Below are 15,854 nucleotides of genomic sequence, written 5' to 3' on the forward strand. Positions count from 1 at the left end.
CCCACCGGAAGCCGGCGGGCCCCTGGTGGGTAGTGGCGGTCACTCCGGGCCGCCCTGCCAGGTCACGCGCATCGCCTCCGGCCCCCGGATGTGCGGCCGCTCCCTCCACGTGATGTCGCGGACGGTCAGCTCCGGGGCCATGGTGAGCAGCGCCCGCAGTCCTTCCTGGAGGTCGATGCGCCCGAGCTGGGCGCCGACGCAGTAGTGCGCGCCGTAACCGAAGGTGAGGTGTCCGCCGGCCTGCCGGGTGAAGTCGATCGCGTCGGGGTCCTCGAACCGGGCCGGGTCGTGGTTGGCCGACTCGATGGCGACGGTGAGGGCTTCGCCCGCGCGCACCAGCGTGCCGCCGACGTTGACGTCCTCCCGCGCGTAGCGGACGAACAGGCCGGCACCGGCGGAGGCGTTGTTGCGCAGCAGCTCCTCGACCGCCGCCGGCAGCTCGGCCGGGTTCGCGCGCAGCCGGTTCCAGAGCGCGCGGTCGCCCCGCGTGAGGACGTAGACGCAGTTCGGGATCTGGGTGATGATCGCCTCGAACCTGGCCAGCAGCATGCTGACGACCAGGTCGATCAGCTCGGTGTCGGAGAGCCGGTCCTCCTCGTCCCGGGCCTGGACCATCGCCGACATCAGGTCGTCGCGGGGGGCGGCCCGACGCTCGGCGATGAGCCGCTCGGTGCAGGTGCGCAGGGCACCGAACCGCCGCATCATGTCCTCGGCGCCGACGGCGCTGCCGGGCATCAGCGCCGCGCTGGTCGACTCGAACACCTCCCGGTCCGAGACCGGCACGCCGAGCAGGTCGCAGATGGTCAGCACGCTCATCTTCTGCGCGTAGTCCACCACGATGTCCATGCCCGGCCCGGCGTTCATCGCCGACGACAGCAGATCGCCGGCCGTCGCGCGCACCGTCGGGCGCTGCGCTTCGATGCGGGATTTGCTGAGGGCCTTGAGCAACAGCGAGCGCAGCCGGGTGTGTTCGGGGGCGTCCATGGTGATCAGCCCGGCCAGTTCCGTCGCCTCTTCCTGACGCGGGAAGTCCCGGCCGACCGACATCGCGCGGCTGAACCGCGCGTCGCCCAGCACCAGCCGGGCATCCGCGTAGCGGCTGACCAGCCAGGTGGGTTCACCGTAGGCGAGCCGCACCCGGAGCAGCCCCTCGCGCTGCCGCAGCTCCCGGAACCGCTCGTTGACCTCGATGCCGCGGCCGTCGTCGAAGGGGAAGTGCTCCAGCGCCTCTGTGGCGTCGGGAAGATCGGGAACGGTCGTCATGTGAGCTGTACCTCCGTCAGCCGGTCGTGCGGGTTCGCTGAGATCGGGTCGGCGTGCTGGGACAGGACGGTGAAGTGATCGCCGGGCGGCCCGCGCACGCGGTGCGCCGGTGCGGCCGGGGAGCGGGTGGTCCTCCGAGCCGGTGGGCACACCCGCGACGACCTCGCCGGCGAGCGGGTGCGGGCTCGGCGCCTCCGGCGGACCACCTCGACTCTTTCGGAGACCAAGGATGACCGTATGACTGGGGATGCCCGATTTTCCCTAGAATTCCGTGGAGGCCGGAACCCGGCCGTCGCACGACGGGTGCCGGGGCCGCGGTGCTCTTCGGCACCACCCGGCCCGCTCGCCGCGGGCGCCGTGCGAAGTCGCGGTGGGGGGTGTTGTGAACTGAATCACAGCCCAGGGATGTCACGGTCCGCCGTTCCCGGGTGTCTCGATGTTGCGTCCGGGGAGAGGAGCCGGGTGCGGGACCGCGCACCGGCCGACGCGCCGGGGAGGGGAAGGGTGGGATCCGGGTGACCGAGGACGTCTTCAGCGAGCACCGTCCGCTGCTGTTCACCATCGCCTACGAAATGCTGGGCAGCGCCTCCGACGCCGAGGACGTGCTCCAGGAGAGCTATCTGCGGTGGAGCGCGGTCGATCCGGCCGAGGTCGAGCACCCGCGCGCCTATCTGGTCCGCGTCGTGACCCGGCAGGCCCTCAACCACCTGCGCGCGGCCAAGGCCCGGCGCGAGGAGTACGTCGGTACGTGGCTGCCCGAGCCGATCCGCACCGCGCCCGGGGTGAGCGAGGACGTCGTCCTGGCCGAGTCGGTGTCGATGGCGATGATGCTCGTCCTGGAGACGCTGAACCCGACCGAGCGCGCGGTGTTCGTGCTGCACGACGTGTTCGGCTACACCCACGGCGAGATCGCCGCCTCGGTCGGCAAGGCCGAGCCCACGGTCCGTCAGATCGCCCACCGGGCACGGCGGCACGTCCACGCGCGCCGCCGCCGCTTCGAGCCCGACACCGCCGGCACCCGGGAGGTCGTCCGCCGGTTCCTGCGCGCGGCGGCGACCGGTGAGGTCCAGGCGCTGATGGACCTGCTGGCACCCGATGTCGTGGTGTTCGCCGACGGCGGCGGGAAGGTGTCCACCGTCCGCCGCCCGGTCGGCGGGCGCGACGACGTCGCCCGGTTCGTCCTCGGCGTGACCCGCGCCGGCACCTCCACGGACCGTTTCGAGCACGTCACCTGCAACGGCATGCCCGCGGTCCGGTTCCCCGCCGCCGGGGAGCCCGGCTGGCTGCTCGCGTTCGAGATCCAGGACGGACGCGTCACCGGCCTGTACGGCATGCGCAACCCGGACAAGCTGCACCGCGCCGACGCGGTGCGCCCACTCGACAGAGGAGGACGAACGCCGTGGAAACCATGACCGTCGAACGTGTCATCGACGCCCCGATCGACGAGGTCTTCGACTGGCTGACCACGACCACCAACTACACGCGCTCGCCCATGGTGCTGCGCTGCCGGCTGACCCGGCGCGGCGCGACCGCGCCCTACGGCGTCGGCGCGGTGCGCGTCCACCTCTGGACGATCGGCTGGTTCCGGGAGCGCATCACCGGCTACGACCGGCCGTACTCCACCGAGTACGTCGTCGAGCGCAGCGTGCCGCCGGCCCGGCACGAGCTCGGCCGTATGACGTTCACCGAGGTCGACGGCGGCACCCGGGTCGTGTGGACCACCCGCGCCGGGATCCCCGTACCGCTGGTCGGCTCGTTCCTCACCCGGCGTGTCGCGCGGCCGATCATCACCGGCACCTTCCGTAACATCCTCGACGCCGCTGACGCCGCGCTGTCCCGGCACCCGGACGGGAAGCGGGTCTGAGGGCCCACGATTTGCGGCTTGCGGTTGCCGCGACGTCAACTTCTACGGTCTTCCTTGTGGCCGGAAAGACCGGCCCGGCGATGTGAGGGGCAAAACGATGGCCTGGTCGATCGCGGACGTGGCCCGGATGTCCGGGGTGACGTCCCGGACCCTGCGGCACTACGACGAGATCGGTCTGCTGCCGCCGGCGTGGATCGGGAGCAACGGGCACCGCTACTACGAGGAGGCCGATCTGCTGCGGTTGCAGCAGATCCTGCTGATGCGGGAGCTGGACCTGGGGCTGCGCGAGATCCAGGCGGTCCTGGACAGCCAGGTCGACCGGGTGGCCGTGCTCCGCGAGCACCACCAGCGGCTGCTGGCGGAGCGGAACCGGCTGGACACGCTGACCCGCACGGTCGGCCGCACCATCGCCGAACTGGAGGAAGGCAAGGGCGACGACGCCATGACGAAGATCAACAGGCCGGAGAACCTCTTCGAGGGCTTCGAGTCCGCCGAGGCGGACGACGCGGAGGTGCGCGAGCGCTGGCCGGAGGCGTGGGAGGAATCCCGGAAGGCCGTCGGGTCGATGACCGCGGAGGACTCGGAGCGGTGGCAGCGGGAGACGACGGCGCAGATGGTCCGCTTCGCGGAGTTCATGGTGGCCGGCACGCCGGTCGCCGACCCGGCGGTGCAGGCCGAAGTGGACGCCCACTACCAGGGGGTTCGCCGGTTCTGGACGCCGAACGCGGCCGGGTACAAGGGGCTGGGGCAGACCTATGTCGACGACCCGCGGATGCGGGCGAATTTCGACAAGATCGCGGATGGGCTGGCCGTTTACCAGCGTGACGCGATGGTCGTCTACGCCGACGCGCGGCTGAGCTGAGCCGATGTGAGAAGCCGCTGGGGGGCTGCAGACCTCCGGCGGGCGGTGACTCGTCCGGGGTGTCCGGGCATCGGGGGGCGCCCGGCTCGTTCGGTGCATCCGGTACACACGGTGCACACGGTGTGCCCGCCTCGCCTGAACGGCGGTCGGCGGTCGGCGGTCCCAGCCACGCGGGGGTATGGCTGGGCACGGCGGCCGTCCGGCGGCGCAATGATCGACCGGTCATCATTCATCGCAGGGTCATACAAGCGGCCTGGGGGTGGGTGCGGCCGGTTGCCGGTTCGGCGGGCCCGTACGACCCGTCCGATCCGTTGCCTTCGGTCGGCTTCGGCACCGTGACGCGGCGCGCGGGCCGTGCTCCCGGTGAACCGTGTATCCGGGTGGGAACGTGGGGTACGCGCGCCCGGTGGGAGGGTGAAATCGCCGTCGGGCGCGCGGACTTCGGCGCGTATGCCGGGTGGGGTGGAGCTCGTCGGGGGCGATGCGCTGCCGGGGGCGGCGTGCGCCTTGGGCGGGCGCCGTCGCATCGGGTGGGGGCCGGGGGGAGTGACGGCCGGTTGTGACGTGGGCCCTCTCCCGGCGACCTGCCGGCCGGTCTCCTTACGCAGCCGGCGCGTTCGTCCCGCCCTCCGCCTTGAGCATGGCGATGCGTTCTTTGCCCCATGCGCCCAGCGGGGCGAGTGCCGCGTTGAGGTCGTGGCCGTGCTCGGTCAGGGAGTACTCCACCTTCGGCGGAACCACGTCGTAGACCTCGCGGTGGACGATGCCGTCCGCTTCCAGCTCGCGGAGCTGCTGGGCGAGGACCTTCTCGCTGACGCCGGGGAGGAGGCGGCGGGTCTCGCCGAAGCGGCGGGGGGATTCGCCGAGGGCCCAGAGGATGAGGACTTTCCACTTGCCGTCTATGACGTCTATGGCGGCGTCGAGGCCGCAGGTGTAGTGCTTCACGGGTTCCCCTGGGTGGTCCGGTGTGTCCGGTGGTTCAGGGTAGGGGGTGGGGGTGAGTGCGGGTGGGGTTGCCGCTGCGCGGGGCCTTGTCCCCTACCCGCCCCTTCCCGAACCGGGGGCAAGCCCCCGGGCCCCCTTTCCGCGCTGACGCGCGGTGTCCTCAAACGCCGGACGGGCTGAATCGCCCCGGAACGCGTTCCTGCCACCGGCCCGAGCGGGGGTATGGCCGATGGCAGGAAGTTCATGGGGCGTTCACGGCCCGCGGGGTGCGGTGGGCCCGCGAAGGGCTCAGGCGCCGTACGGCCGCGCCGCCCGCGCCTCGCGCAGCGACAGGGCCCACCAGGCCAGCTGGTCGAGCATGACCTTCGCCGCGCCCGCCGCGGCCGTCGCGCCTTCCTCGTCCGTGATCGTGCCCTCGTCGTCGAACTTGCCCCAGGGCAGGTGGAAGCTGACGGCGTCGCGGATCGTGACCGCGTGCAGCTCGGCGAAGACCGGGCGCAGGTGCTCGACGGAGCGGAGGCCGCTGGCCAGGCCGCCGTAGGAGACGAAGGCGACGGGCTTGGCGCGCCACTGGGTGTAGTGCCAGTCGATGAGGTTCTTCAGCGAGGCCGGGTAGCTGTGGTTGTACTCCGGCGTCACGACGATGTAGGCGTCGGCCGCCTCCAGTCGCGGGCTCACCTTGGCGAGCAGGGCGGCGGCCTCCGGGCCGGGCTCGTTGCTGAGGGCCAGCGGCAGCGGGTGGTCGGCCAGGTCGATCACGTCGACCTCGACGTCCTCGCGCAGTTCGAGCTGCTTGTCGAGCCACTTCTTCACCGTGGGGGCGAAGCGACCGTCGCGGGTGGATCCGATGATGACGGCGAGGCGGTACGTGTTCTCGGACATGGTGTCCCTCTCTCGGAGTTCCGGCGGTCGGGTCCGCGCTCCGCCTCGTCGGCGGGCCGTTGAACCGTTGATGAAATCGTGCGACCTCAAGTCAGGTCGAGGTCAAGACGAGACAATTAATCAGTCGTAATTGCCCGTCAAAGTCCGGTAATTACCGGATGGATCAAGCCGTGCCACACGCGCGAAGGCCCCGACTCCCAAAGCGGAATGCGTAATTCAGTGTCAGAAGACGTCCGGGCACCACGGCCGCCGCGCCGTCCGCAGCAGCCCGTCCGCGACCGCGAGGGCGCCCGCCCGCTCCTCGGACACCCGGCCCAGTACGGCCAGCCGCGAGGCCGCCTCGTCGCCGAGGGCCAGTGTGCCCAGCTCGGCCACGTCCAGGGAGAGTTCCGCGCCGCGCGCCGTCGGCACGCACGTGGCGCCGTCCGGCCCGGCCTCCAGCAGGAACCGCCCGTTCGCGAGCCCGGCGCGGTCGGCGACCTCGAGGACCAGCGAACCCGGCGTCGTGTACGTACGGGCCGTCAGCAGCGCGGGCACGTCCAGCGGGCGCACCCACAGGTAGTCGGCGTGGGTGACCGTCCGGGCCGCGCGCGGGTCGGGCAGCAGCAGCGGCAGGACGTCGTCCGGGGCGCGGAGCCCCGTACGGACCCTGGCCACCAGGTCCGTCGACAGCAGGAAGTGCCACAGGGCCCGTTCGGCCGCCGGGGAGACCGCGGTGAGTTCCAGGACCTGGACGACGCCCTGCGGGACCTTGGCCTCCCAGCGGTCGTCCGCGGTGTAGGCCAGCAGGCCGTCCACCGTGCCCCCCGGCGACCGGTACAGCGCGTAGAACGGCTCCTGCCACGGCCGGTCGTCCACCGCCAGGGCGCCCGTGTTCCGCAGCCACCAGCGCTCCGTGCGGTCGATCACCCCGTGCCGGGCCGCCCGCAGCCGCTCGTGCAGCCCGGGGCCGTGTTCGCGGACCTCGGCGGGGCCGGCGAGGTCCACCCGCCCGCCGTCCGAGGGGCCGGCGTAGCGCGGGTCGAGCCCGGCGCGGGCGGTGTCCACCTCCCACTCGGTGGCCCAGGTGGCCGGGCCGAAGCCGTAGCGCCCGTAGATCGGGTACTCGGCGGCTATGAGCGTCGACACCACGTCCCCGCGCTCCTTGGCGGCCCGCGCGTCGGTGTCCATCATGCGGCTGAGCAGACCGCGCCTGCGGTGCGTCGGCGAGACGGTGACGTTGCTGATCGCGTTCGCGGCGACGGCGGTGCCCCCGGGAACCGTGAGCCGCTGGACGAAGCTGCGGAACGTGGCCACGCAGCGCCCGGCGTCGAACGCCCCTTGGGTCCGATCGGAGTCGAAGGCGCCTTCGGCGGCCGACATCAGGGTGCGGCGGGACTCGACCTCCTCCTTGCTCACGGCGGGGGAGCGGAGGAACCCGGTGTGCAGGGCGCGGATCCAGTCGGGGAGGTCGAGTTCGGTGAGGGTACGCACTTCGAGGCTCATGCGAGCACGCTAGGGGGCGACGTGCGGAGATCCCACAGGATTTTTCGGGGGGGGCGGAGGGGCGGAGGAGGGGGCACCGGAGAAGGCGCCGGAAAGGCTCCGGAGGGCCGGACGGAGGGTGACGGGGCCGCAGGGGGTGTCCCGGAATGCCGCCGGATATTTGCGGGCGGCGACGGTTCGGGGCACCTGTGACGGGAGCGGCTCCCGCCCGTAAATATCCGATTCCGGGACACCCCCGGAGGCCCCGGCACCCGGCCCACGGCAAGGCACCGGCCACCCCCGGGCGCCGGCCCTCAGAACGCTCAGGAAGCTCAGAAAGCTCAGAAAGCCGCCCTGATCTCCCCCACCCGCTCCCCACCGCCCAGCAGCGGCGTCTCTGCGATCCGCGCGACGACCGGCGACTCGACGCCCAGCAGCTCCAGACCGCGCGCCAGCACCGGCCCCGTGGCCCGCATCGCACCGTCGTCGATCTTGAAGGCCAGTGCCCGGCCGTCCGGCAGGGCCACGGCCTGCACGGCCTCGGCGCCCATCTTCGACAGGACGCCCGGCACCTCGCGCATCAGCCAGGTGTCGGGGCGGCGCGTGCCCGCCACGTACTCCGGGTGGGCCCGCATGGCGTCCGCGACCCGGCGCTCCGGCGTGCCCGGCTCCGCCAGGACGAAGCCGCGGAAGGCGCGCGCCAGACCCGTCAGGGAGATCGCCATCAGGGGCGCGCCGCAGCCGTCCGTACCGACGTGGCCGACGCGCTCGCCGCTCGCCTCCTCCACGACCCGGAGCGTCAGCTGCTGGAGCGGGTGCTCGGGGGCGAGGTAGCTCTCCACCGGCCAGCCGTTGCGGGCGCAGGCCGCGATCATTGCCGCGTGCTTGCCGGAGCAGTTCATCGTGACCCGGTCGCGGACGTGGCCCGCCGCCAGGTAGTGCTCCGCCTCCTGCGGGTCGTACGGCAGGTCCGGCGGCGTCCGGAGGTCGGCCTCGGCGACGCCGAGCTCGGCGAGCATCTTCCGCACCAGGTCCAGGTGGAACGTTTCTCCGGAGTGACTGGCGGCCGCCAGGGCGAGCCGTTCCCCGGACAGCTCCAGACCGGCCCGCAGCACGGCCGCCGCCTGCATCGGCTTGTTCGCCGAGCGGGGGTAGACCGGGCCGGCCACGTCACCCAGGGCGAGCTCCACGGAGCCGTCCGCCGCCAGCACCACCAGCGAGCCGCGGTGGTGGCCCTCGACGAAGCCGGAGCGCACGACCTCGGCGAGGACCGGGGGTATGGGGGTGTCCGTGGCCGCGGGGGCGGCAGGGGTCGAGGAGGTCATCGTCGGCCTTCCGGGGGAGGTGGTGCGGACCGCCCCCGGCGGATCACCGGTGGATCACGCGAGGAGGTCGTCTACTTGTGCTTCCCCTTCACGGTACCTGCGGGCGATCTCCGCGCTGCAATCGTCCGCCGTCCGCTGGAGGGTCTGGCGGCGCACCGAGACCTGCCGTTCGTACGCGCCGAGGCGCCGCATCCCGTCGTGCAGCTCGTGGTCCGTACGGGCGCCGAGGTCCGACAGCTCCACCTCGGAGAGCGTGTCCTCGGCCAGCCGCCGGTACTCCTCGCTGTGCGGCGTCCCCAGCGTCACATGGCGGGCGGAGGAGCGCTGGGGGGACGGATCGTCGGCGAGGATCTCCGACAGCCGCTCGACCACCAGCCGGGCCATCACCGGCGCGTCCGGCGAGGCCCGCCGCGCCAGCTCCGCCCGCAGGATGTCGATCCGGCCCTGGAGCAGCCGCCGCACATAGCTCAGGTCCGCCTCGTCCCGCTGGGCCTCCTTGCGCAGCGCGCGGAGCTCCGTGAGGCGCAGCTCGCCCAGCCCGCGCCCGGGAACGTCCGCCAGCCGGCCGGAGCGCTGACTCGGCGGCCGGGGGTGCAGGCCGTCGGCTGCCTTGAGCATGGGGCCGTCCTCAATGGGTGTGGTCATGCGTTTCCGATCCCCTCGGGCGGTGGGGTCCCGGGTCACGTTGCCCGCATAAAGCACCGCCTGCACGCATCGTGCCACTCTGTGAGGCGCGGGCGCAGGGTCTCGGCACCCGAACGGCCCTGGATGGACGCAGGGCATCATGGTCCGTATGCGTGCAGTGGTGCAGAGGGTGGACGGGGCGGCCGTCGTCGTCGACGGCGAGACGGTAGGCGAGATCATCGGACAAGGGCTCTGCGTCCTTGTCGGAGTGACGCATGAGGACACCGCGGAGAAGGCCGCGCAGCTCGCCCGGAAGCTGTGGTCCGTACGGATTCTTGAGGACGAGAAGTCCTGTTCGGATGTGGGGGCGCCGCTGCTGGTGATCTCCCAGTTCACTCTCTACGGTGACGCCCGTAAGGGGCGCCGGCCCACGTGGAACGCGGCGGCGCCCGGCGCCGTGGCGGAGCCGTTGGTCGACGCGGTCGTCGCGGAGCTGCGGGCGCTCGGCGCGCTGGTCGAGACGGGCCGGTTCGGGGCGGACATGAAGGTGTCGCTGACGAACAACGGCCCGTTCACGGTGCTGATCGAGGTCTGAGCCGCCGTCTGAGCCGCCGGTCCGGGCCGCCGCGGTTCAGGGCGCGGTGGGGGGACCACCCCACCCGCACCCCACCCGCACCCGGTCCGGGCCCCGGACCCACCGGCTACGGCTCGACCACGACCTCCTGCGACGCCGCGGTCGCCTCGCCCACCAGCAGGGCCGCGTCCACCGGGACGTTCCGCTTCACCAGGGCCAGGGCCACCGGTCCCAGCTCGTGGTGGCGGGCCGACGTCGTCACGAAGCCCAGCTGGCGGCCCTCCGGGCCGTCCGAGGCCAGGCGGACCGGGGCGCCGTGGCCCGGCAGGGTCACCTCGCTGCCGTCCAGGTGCAGGAAGACCAGGCGGCGCGGCGGCTTCCCCAGGTTGTGGACGCGGGCGACGGTCTCCTGGCCGCGGTAGCAGCCCTTCTGGAGGTGGACGGCCGTGCCGAGCCAGCCCAGCTCGTGCGGGATCGTGCGGTGGTCGGTCTCCCGGCCCACCCGCGGCCGGTGCGCCTCGACGCGCAGCGCCTCGTAGGCCAGGACGCCCGCCGCCGGGCCGTGCGCGGCGGCGAAGTCCGCCAGCTCCGCGCGCGGCAGGAACAGGTCGCGGCCGTGCGGCGTCTCGCGCACGGTCACCCCGTCCGGCACCTCGGCGATCGAGCCCGCCGGCAGGTGCACCACGGCGAGGTCGGCCGTCCGGTCGGCGACCTCCACCTGGTAGAAGAACTTCATGCTCTCCAGGTAGGCGATCAGCTCGCCCTCGGTGCCGGGCTCGACGTGCGCCCAGGTCGTGGTCCCGTCGTCCACCAGGTACAGCGCGTGCTCGATGTGGCCGTTGGCCGAGAGGATCAGCGCCTCCGTGGCCTGCCCGGGCGGCAGCGCGCTCACGTGCTGGGTGATGAGGAGGTGCAGCCAGCTCAGCCGGTCGGGGCCGGTGACGGTGACCACCCCGCGGTGCGAGAGGTCGACGAAACCGGACCCGCCGGCGAGGGCGCGCTGCTCGCGGAAGAGATCGCCGTAGTGCGCGGCGACACCTTCGTCCGGGGCCTCGGCGGCGACGGCGCCGGGCAGCGACAGCAGCGGGCTGGCTTTCGATTGACGCAGCATACGGACAAGCCTACGACTCGTCCGCGGCCGCCTTCGCGGAGCAGTCCGCGCACCGGCCGAAGATCGCGAAGTGCTTCATGTCCGTGTCGAAGCCGAAGGTCTCGCGCAGCCGCTCGGTGAACGGACCGGCCACCGCCAGGTCCGCCTCGATCACGCCCGTGCAGTCCCGGCAGACGAGGTGTATGTGGTGGTGCCGGTCGGCGAGGTGATAGGTCGGGGCGCCGTGCCCGAGGTGGGCGTGGCTGACCAGGCCCAGCTCCTCCAGGAGCTCCAGGGTCCGGTAGACGGTGGAGATGTTGACCCCGCCCGCGGTCCTGCGGACCTCGGTGAGGATGTCGTCCGGCGTCGCGTGCTCCAGCCGGTCCACCGCCTCCAGGACCAGCTGGCGCTGCGGGGTTAGCCGGTATCCGCGCTTACGGAGATTGCTCTGCCAGTCGCTGTCGACCACGCCCCCAGTCTAGGCAGCGTCACTGCTCGCGTACTCCCTTCAGATACGCGGCGAGTGCGGCGATCGCGGCCGGATTGCGGGGGCTCTCGACGAGGTCGACGTAGTCGAGCACGAAGATCCGGTCGTTCTTGACCGCGGAGACCCCGGCCAGCGGCGCGTAGGACTTCAGGAAGTCCTTCTTCTGCCGCGCGGTGACGTCCCCGTAGTTGTTGATGACGATGACGTCGGGGTCGCGCTCGACGACGGTCTCCCAGCTGATGGAGGTCCAGGAGTCCTTGAGGTCCTTCATCACGTGGTCGCCGCCGGCCTTGGTGATGATGTCGTGCGGTCCGGCGAAGGCGCCGGAGGTCAGCGGCTTGTCGCGGCCGTCGTCGTAGAGGAAGACGGTGGGCTTCCTGCCTTCCGGGATGCGCGCCTGGGCGTCGGCGACCTGCTTCTTGAAGCCGTCGACGAGCTTCTTCGCCCGGTCCTCGACGTCGAAGACCTTCCCCAGCGTCTCCAGGTCGGTGTAGAGCGCCTCCAGCGGCGGCATCACCCCGCGGGAGGTGGCGTTGCCGTTGTTGCGGCAGGACTCGGTGAGGACGTACGAGCCGATGCCGAGCTTCTTCAGGCCGGCGGGGGTGAAGTTGTTGCCCTCGCCGAAGCCGTAGTTCCAGCCGGCGAAGACCAGGTCGGCCTTGGCGTCGAGGACGATCTCCTTGGTGATCTCCTTCTTGGACAGCCACTTCACCTTCTTGTAGCCGTCCTTCCACGCCACGGACTCGCGGTCGCCCTTGTAGTCGGGCGCCACGTAGCCCGCCATGTGGTCCTCCAGGCCCAGCGCGAACATGATCTCGGCGATGCCGACGTCGTTGGTCACCACCCGCCGCGGCGCCTTGTCGAACGTCGTCTTCACGCCGCAGTTCTCGATGGTCACGGGGTAGTGCCCCGAGGACTTCGCGCCCTCGGCCGCGTCCTTGGCGGTGTCCTTCGTGTCGGTCTCCGCGACCTCGGCCCCGCACCCGGCGAGGGCCAGGGCGGTGAGGAGGGTGAGGGCGGTACGGGCGGCGCGGGCGGCGGCCATGGCGGGGTCCTTAGGAGGCGGGGAGGCGGTCGAAGAGCAGGTGCGGGGCACCGGTCTCGGGGTGCGGCACACGGAGCGCCCGTACGCCGAAGACGTCGGCGAGCAGCTCGGTGGTCAGCACGGCGTCCGGCGGGCCGGACGCCACGATGCGGCCGCCCGCGATGACGTACAGGGCGTCGCAGTGGGTGGCGGCCAGGTTGAGGTCGTGCAGCGCGGCGAGGACGGTCAGCCCGGCGTCGCGCACCAGCGAGAGGACCTCCAGCTGCTGGGCGATGTCCAGGTGGTTGGTGGGTTCGTCGAGGACGAGCACCTTCGGCTGCTGGGCCAGCGCGCGGGCGATCAGCACGCGCTGCTTCTCGCCGCCCGACAGGGTCGGGAAGCTCCGGTCGGCGAGGTGGGCGCCGCCGACCCGGCCCAGGGCCGCCGCGCAGATCTCCCTGTCCTGGTCCGTGACCCGGCCGGCGGCGCTCTGGTGCGGCAGCCGGCCCATGGCGACGACCTCGGCGGCGGTGAAGTCGAACTCGCTCGTCGACTCCTGGGGGAGCGCGGCCAGCCTGCGCGCGCCCTCCCGGGCGCCGAGCGCGTGCAGGTCGTCGCCGTCCAGCCGGACGCTGCCCGCGGCCGGCCGCAGGGCGCGGTAGACGCAGCGCAGCAGCGTCGACTTGCCGCTGCCGTTGGGCCCGACCAGGCCGACGAACCGCCCGCTCTCCGCCCGCAGCGCGATGTCCTCCACCAGCCGGGCGCCCGCGATCTCGACCGCGAGGCCCTCGATGTCCACCCGCACGCTCACGCACCCCCGAAGACATAGCCGCGGCGGCGCATCAGCAGCACGAAGCACGGCACGCCGATGAGGGCCGTGATGACCCCGACGGGCAGTTCGACGGGGGCCAGCAGCAGCCGGGAGACGATGTCGACCCACACCAGCAGCACGGCGCCCAGCAGCGGCGCCACGGTCAGCACCCTGCGGTGGTCGGCGCCGACGAGCATGCGGGTGACGTGCGGGACCATCAGGCCGACGAAGCCGATCGCCCCGCTGACGGCGACGACGGCGCCGGTGACGGCCGCCGCGACCACGAACAGCTTCCGGCGCAGCCGGTCGGCGTCCACACCGAGCGCGGCGGCCGTCTCGTCGCCCATGGCCAGCGCGTTGAGGCCGCGCGCCGTCCACAGCAGATAGCCGGTCCCGGCCAGCACGGCGCCGGCCGCGATCGGCACGGACGACCAGGTGGCGCCGCCGAGGCTGCCGAGCAGCCACATCATGGCCGAGCGGGCGGACTCGCCGCGCTCGGCGCTGAAGACCATCAGGGTGGTGATCGCGGAGAAGCCGTAGTACATGGCGGACCCGGTCAGCACCAGCCGCAGCGGGGTCAGCCCGTGCGGGGTGCGGGCCGCCAGATAGACGAGCAGCATGGCGGCGAGCGCCGAGGCGAAGGCGGCGCCGGACAGCGCCCAGACGCCCAGCGAGCCCAGCGCGCCGAACAGCAGCACGGCGTTGGCGCCGACGGCGGCGCCGGAGGAGATGCCGAGGACGAAGGGGTCGGCGAGCGCGTTGCGGACCATGGCCTGCACGGCCACGCCGATCGCGGAGAGACCGGCGCCGACGACGGCGGCCAGCAGGGCGCGCGGGAAGCGCAGCTCCCAGACGATGGTGTAGGCGGCGACCTCGTCCGGCGCGATGCTCCCGCCGGTCAGCCCCGCCCGCAGATAGCGCAGGGTCTCGCCCCAGGTCACCCCGGCGGCGCCGAGGCCCACCCCGCAGACGAGGGAGACGAGGAGCGCCGCGGCCAGCGCGCCGGCCAGCGGCGGCACGGGCAGCCGTCTGGGCGGCGGGGGCCCGCCGGTGGTCCGGGGGACGGTGGCCTGCTCGGGGATCGCCACGGGCGGTACGCCTTCGCCTCGGGCCGTGGCTCCGCTGCGTACGTACGGGCGTACGTACCGAGGAACGGCCCGGGGCGGTGGGCGCCCGGGTGATCCCCTCGCAGTCCACGGCGAGTTGTGCGGGGAGCGCACGCCGCCGTGGGTGATCGGGCTCGCGGCACGGGTGTGCCGCCTACCGTTGCGGGTCAGCGCCGGACTTCGACCGGACTTCCCCCACGGGGCGCGGTGAGAGCGGTGCTCTCGGGTGGTGCTGTCGTGCCGGAGGGGCGCGACGTCAGGCGTTGGGGTTGTACGGCGTGCCGTCCTGGTTGAAGAAGGCCACGCCGTCGGGCATGTCCTCCGGCAGGTTCTTCGCCCACTCCTCCAGGGAGGCCTGGTCGGCGACCTTCTTCAGGTGCGCGGACATGTAGGGGCGCAGCGGCACCTCGGGGGTGGCCTTCTCGCCGACCCACATCAGGTCGCCCTTGACGTAGCCGTACAGGCGCTTGCCGCCGGTGTACGGGCCGGAGGCCTCGGTCCGGGCGACGGCGTCCGTCGCCAGGTCGATCTGCGGCTTCTGGTCGGCCAGCTCGCCGTACCAGACCTCGGCGACGCCCTGGTCGCGGACCATGACGATCTCGACCTTGCGGTCCTTGTCGATGCGCCAGTAACCGCTCTCGCTCTCCAGCGGGCGGCCCATCTTGCCGTCGGCGTCGAGCACCCAGCTGTGCGACGTGTACTCCAGGAAGTCACGGCCGTCGTGGCTGAAGACGACCTCCTGGCCGAAGTTGCACTTCTCGGCACCCGGGAAGTCGGCGACGCCCGCGCCCTCCCACTTGCCGAGGAGGAAGACCAGGGGCACGAGGTCCGGGTGGAGGTCGGACGGAATCTCGATCATTGGGTGCTCAGACGATCTGTGGGAGGACGGACAACGACGGGGGTCAGCGCTGGCCCTGGTACAGCTTCTTCCAGGTCAGCCCGGCGAACGCGAGAACGCCGACGACGACCAGGACCAGCAGGGAGGTGAAGACTGCCTCAAGCACGAGCGCGCTCCTCGGTCGGAGTGAGGGTGTACGGACCGCTGCCGAGTCTAGTCGGACGTGTCCGGAGTGGCGCTGTGAGGTCGATCGTCCCGGGCCGCGCCTCCGGCCGGGCCCTACAGTGAGCGCATGGCGTACAAGAAGCTCGTGATCAAGGTGACGGCCGGGGCGGACGCGCCCGAGCGGTGCTCGCAGGCGTTCACGGTGGCCGCGGTCGCCGTGGCGAGCGGCGTCGAGGTGTCGCTGTGGCTGACCGGTGAGTCGTCCTGGTTCGCGCTGCCGGGGAGGGCCGCGGAGTTCGCGCTGCCGCACGCGGCGCCGCTGCCCGAGCTGATCGAGGGGATCCGGGTCGGCGGCGGGATGATCACGGTGTGCACGCAGTGCGCCGCGCGCCGGGACATCGAGGAGAAGGACCTGATCGAGGGCGCGCGGATCGCCGGCGCTCAGGTGTTCGTCAGCGAGATCATGGCGGACGGCGTGCAGGCGCTCGTCTACTGATCGCCCCGCTCGTCCACGGGCCTGATCGCCCCAC

General features: G+C 72.4%; 17 protein-coding genes. 5 read left to right on the plus strand and 12 right to left on the minus strand.

Annotation, left to right across the window (positions count from 1 at the left end; translation table 11 throughout):
- Positions 1 to 39 precede the first annotated feature (39 nt).
- Complete coding sequence (locus LUZ64_RS13080; protein ID WP_095580022.1) at positions 40 to 1,263, minus strand: cytochrome P450; 1,224 nt, start codon at positions 1,261 to 1,263, stop codon at positions 40 to 42.
- A 515-nt stretch (positions 1,264 to 1,778) separates the two neighbouring features.
- On the opposite strand from LUZ64_RS13080, the gene LUZ64_RS13085 reads away from it, so the two are divergent.
- From LUZ64_RS13085 to LUZ64_RS13095, 3 genes are all read left to right on the plus strand, one after another.
- Positions 1,779 to 2,675: an RNA polymerase sigma-70 factor gene (locus LUZ64_RS13085; protein ID WP_095580024.1), complete on the plus strand. Its 897-nt coding sequence runs from the start codon at positions 1,779 to 1,781 to the stop codon at positions 2,673 to 2,675.
- Positions 2,663 to 3,127 carry an SRPBCC family protein gene (locus LUZ64_RS13090; protein WP_095580026.1) on the plus strand — a complete coding sequence of 155 codons (465 nt, stop codon included), beginning with the start codon at positions 2,663 to 2,665 and terminating at the stop codon, positions 3,125 to 3,127. The genes LUZ64_RS13085 and LUZ64_RS13090 overlap by 13 nt, the downstream gene beginning before the upstream one ends.
- 97 nt (positions 3,128 to 3,224) lie before the next feature.
- On the plus strand, positions 3,225 to 3,989 hold the full coding sequence (locus tag LUZ64_RS13095; protein ID WP_095580028.1) for a MerR family transcriptional regulator: 765 nt from the start codon (positions 3,225 to 3,227) through the stop codon (positions 3,987 to 3,989).
- A gap of 600 nt (positions 3,990 to 4,589) precedes the next feature.
- Here LUZ64_RS13095 and LUZ64_RS13100 read toward each other — a convergent pair.
- The 5 genes from LUZ64_RS13100 to LUZ64_RS13120 all read right to left on the minus strand — a co-directional run bounded on the left by LUZ64_RS13100 (position 4,590) and on the right by LUZ64_RS13120 (position 9,250).
- Entirely contained in the window at positions 4,590 to 4,934 is a 345-nt protein-coding gene (locus LUZ64_RS13100; RefSeq protein WP_232390485.1) for a winged helix-turn-helix transcriptional regulator, read from the minus strand.
- Positions 4,935 to 5,222: 288 nt separating this feature from the next.
- The gene (locus tag LUZ64_RS13105) at positions 5,223 to 5,816 is read right to left on the minus strand and encodes an NADPH-dependent FMN reductase (RefSeq protein ID WP_095578456.1); all 594 of its coding nucleotides are present in this window, start codon (positions 5,814 to 5,816) and stop codon (positions 5,223 to 5,225) included.
- 222 nt (positions 5,817 to 6,038) lie between these two features.
- Entirely contained in the window at positions 6,039 to 7,301 is a 1,263-nt protein-coding gene (locus LUZ64_RS13110) for a GNAT family N-acetyltransferase (RefSeq protein ID WP_095578455.1), read from the minus strand.
- 320 nt (positions 7,302 to 7,621) lie between these two features.
- Positions 7,622 to 8,605: an asparaginase gene (locus tag LUZ64_RS13115; RefSeq protein WP_095578454.1), complete on the minus strand. Its 984-nt coding sequence runs from the start codon at positions 8,603 to 8,605 to the stop codon at positions 7,622 to 7,624.
- A gap of 54 nt (positions 8,606 to 8,659) precedes the next feature.
- Entirely contained in the window at positions 8,660 to 9,250 is a 591-nt protein-coding gene (locus LUZ64_RS13120; protein ID WP_232390484.1) for an RsiG family protein, read from the minus strand.
- Between the two features lie 148 nt (positions 9,251 to 9,398).
- On the opposite strand from LUZ64_RS13120, the gene dtd reads away from it, so the two are divergent.
- The gene (dtd, locus tag LUZ64_RS13125) at positions 9,399 to 9,824 is read left to right on the plus strand and encodes a D-aminoacyl-tRNA deacylase (RefSeq protein ID WP_095578457.1); all 426 of its coding nucleotides are present in this window, start codon (positions 9,399 to 9,401) and stop codon (positions 9,822 to 9,824) included.
- Between the two features lie 106 nt (positions 9,825 to 9,930).
- Here the strand turns inward: dtd and ygfZ are convergent, their stop codons facing one another.
- The 6 genes from ygfZ to LUZ64_RS13155 form a co-directional block, all read right to left on the minus strand.
- Positions 9,931 to 10,914, minus strand: coding sequence for a CAF17-like 4Fe-4S cluster assembly/insertion protein YgfZ (ygfZ, locus tag LUZ64_RS13130; protein ID WP_095578452.1), 984 nt, complete (start codon positions 10,912 to 10,914; stop codon positions 9,931 to 9,933).
- Positions 10,915 to 10,924: 10 nt separating this feature from the next.
- Positions 10,925 to 11,362: a Fur family transcriptional regulator gene (locus LUZ64_RS13135; RefSeq protein ID WP_095578451.1), complete on the minus strand. Its 438-nt coding sequence runs from the start codon at positions 11,360 to 11,362 to the stop codon at positions 10,925 to 10,927.
- 19 nt (positions 11,363 to 11,381) lie between these two features.
- Complete coding sequence (locus tag LUZ64_RS13140) at positions 11,382 to 12,425, minus strand: ABC transporter substrate-binding protein (protein ID WP_095578450.1); 1,044 nt, start codon at positions 12,423 to 12,425, stop codon at positions 11,382 to 11,384.
- A 10-nt stretch (positions 12,426 to 12,435) separates the two neighbouring features.
- On the minus strand, positions 12,436 to 13,209 hold the full coding sequence (locus tag LUZ64_RS13145) for an ABC transporter ATP-binding protein (protein WP_095578449.1): 774 nt from the start codon (positions 13,207 to 13,209) through the stop codon (positions 12,436 to 12,438).
- 2 nt (positions 13,210 to 13,211) lie between these two features.
- Positions 13,212 to 14,303: a FecCD family ABC transporter permease gene (locus LUZ64_RS13150; protein WP_095578448.1), complete on the minus strand. Its 1,092-nt coding sequence runs from the start codon at positions 14,301 to 14,303 to the stop codon at positions 13,212 to 13,214.
- Between the two features lie 274 nt (positions 14,304 to 14,577).
- The gene (locus LUZ64_RS13155; protein WP_087926856.1) at positions 14,578 to 15,180 is read right to left on the minus strand and encodes a heme-binding beta-barrel domain-containing protein; all 603 of its coding nucleotides are present in this window, start codon (positions 15,178 to 15,180) and stop codon (positions 14,578 to 14,580) included.
- A 271-nt stretch (positions 15,181 to 15,451) separates the two neighbouring features.
- Between LUZ64_RS13155 and LUZ64_RS13160 the strand changes: the two genes are divergently transcribed.
- Positions 15,452 to 15,820, plus strand: a complete 369-nt coding sequence (locus tag LUZ64_RS13160; RefSeq protein ID WP_095578447.1) for a DsrE family protein — start codon at positions 15,452 to 15,454, stop codon at positions 15,818 to 15,820.
- The last annotated feature ends 34 nt before the right edge of the window (positions 15,821 to 15,854 follow it).

Origin of the sequence: Streptomyces albireticuli, from assembly GCF_021228125.1 — a bacterium.
Taxonomy (GTDB): domain Bacteria; phylum Actinomycetota; class Actinomycetes; order Streptomycetales; family Streptomycetaceae; genus Streptomyces; species Streptomyces albireticuli.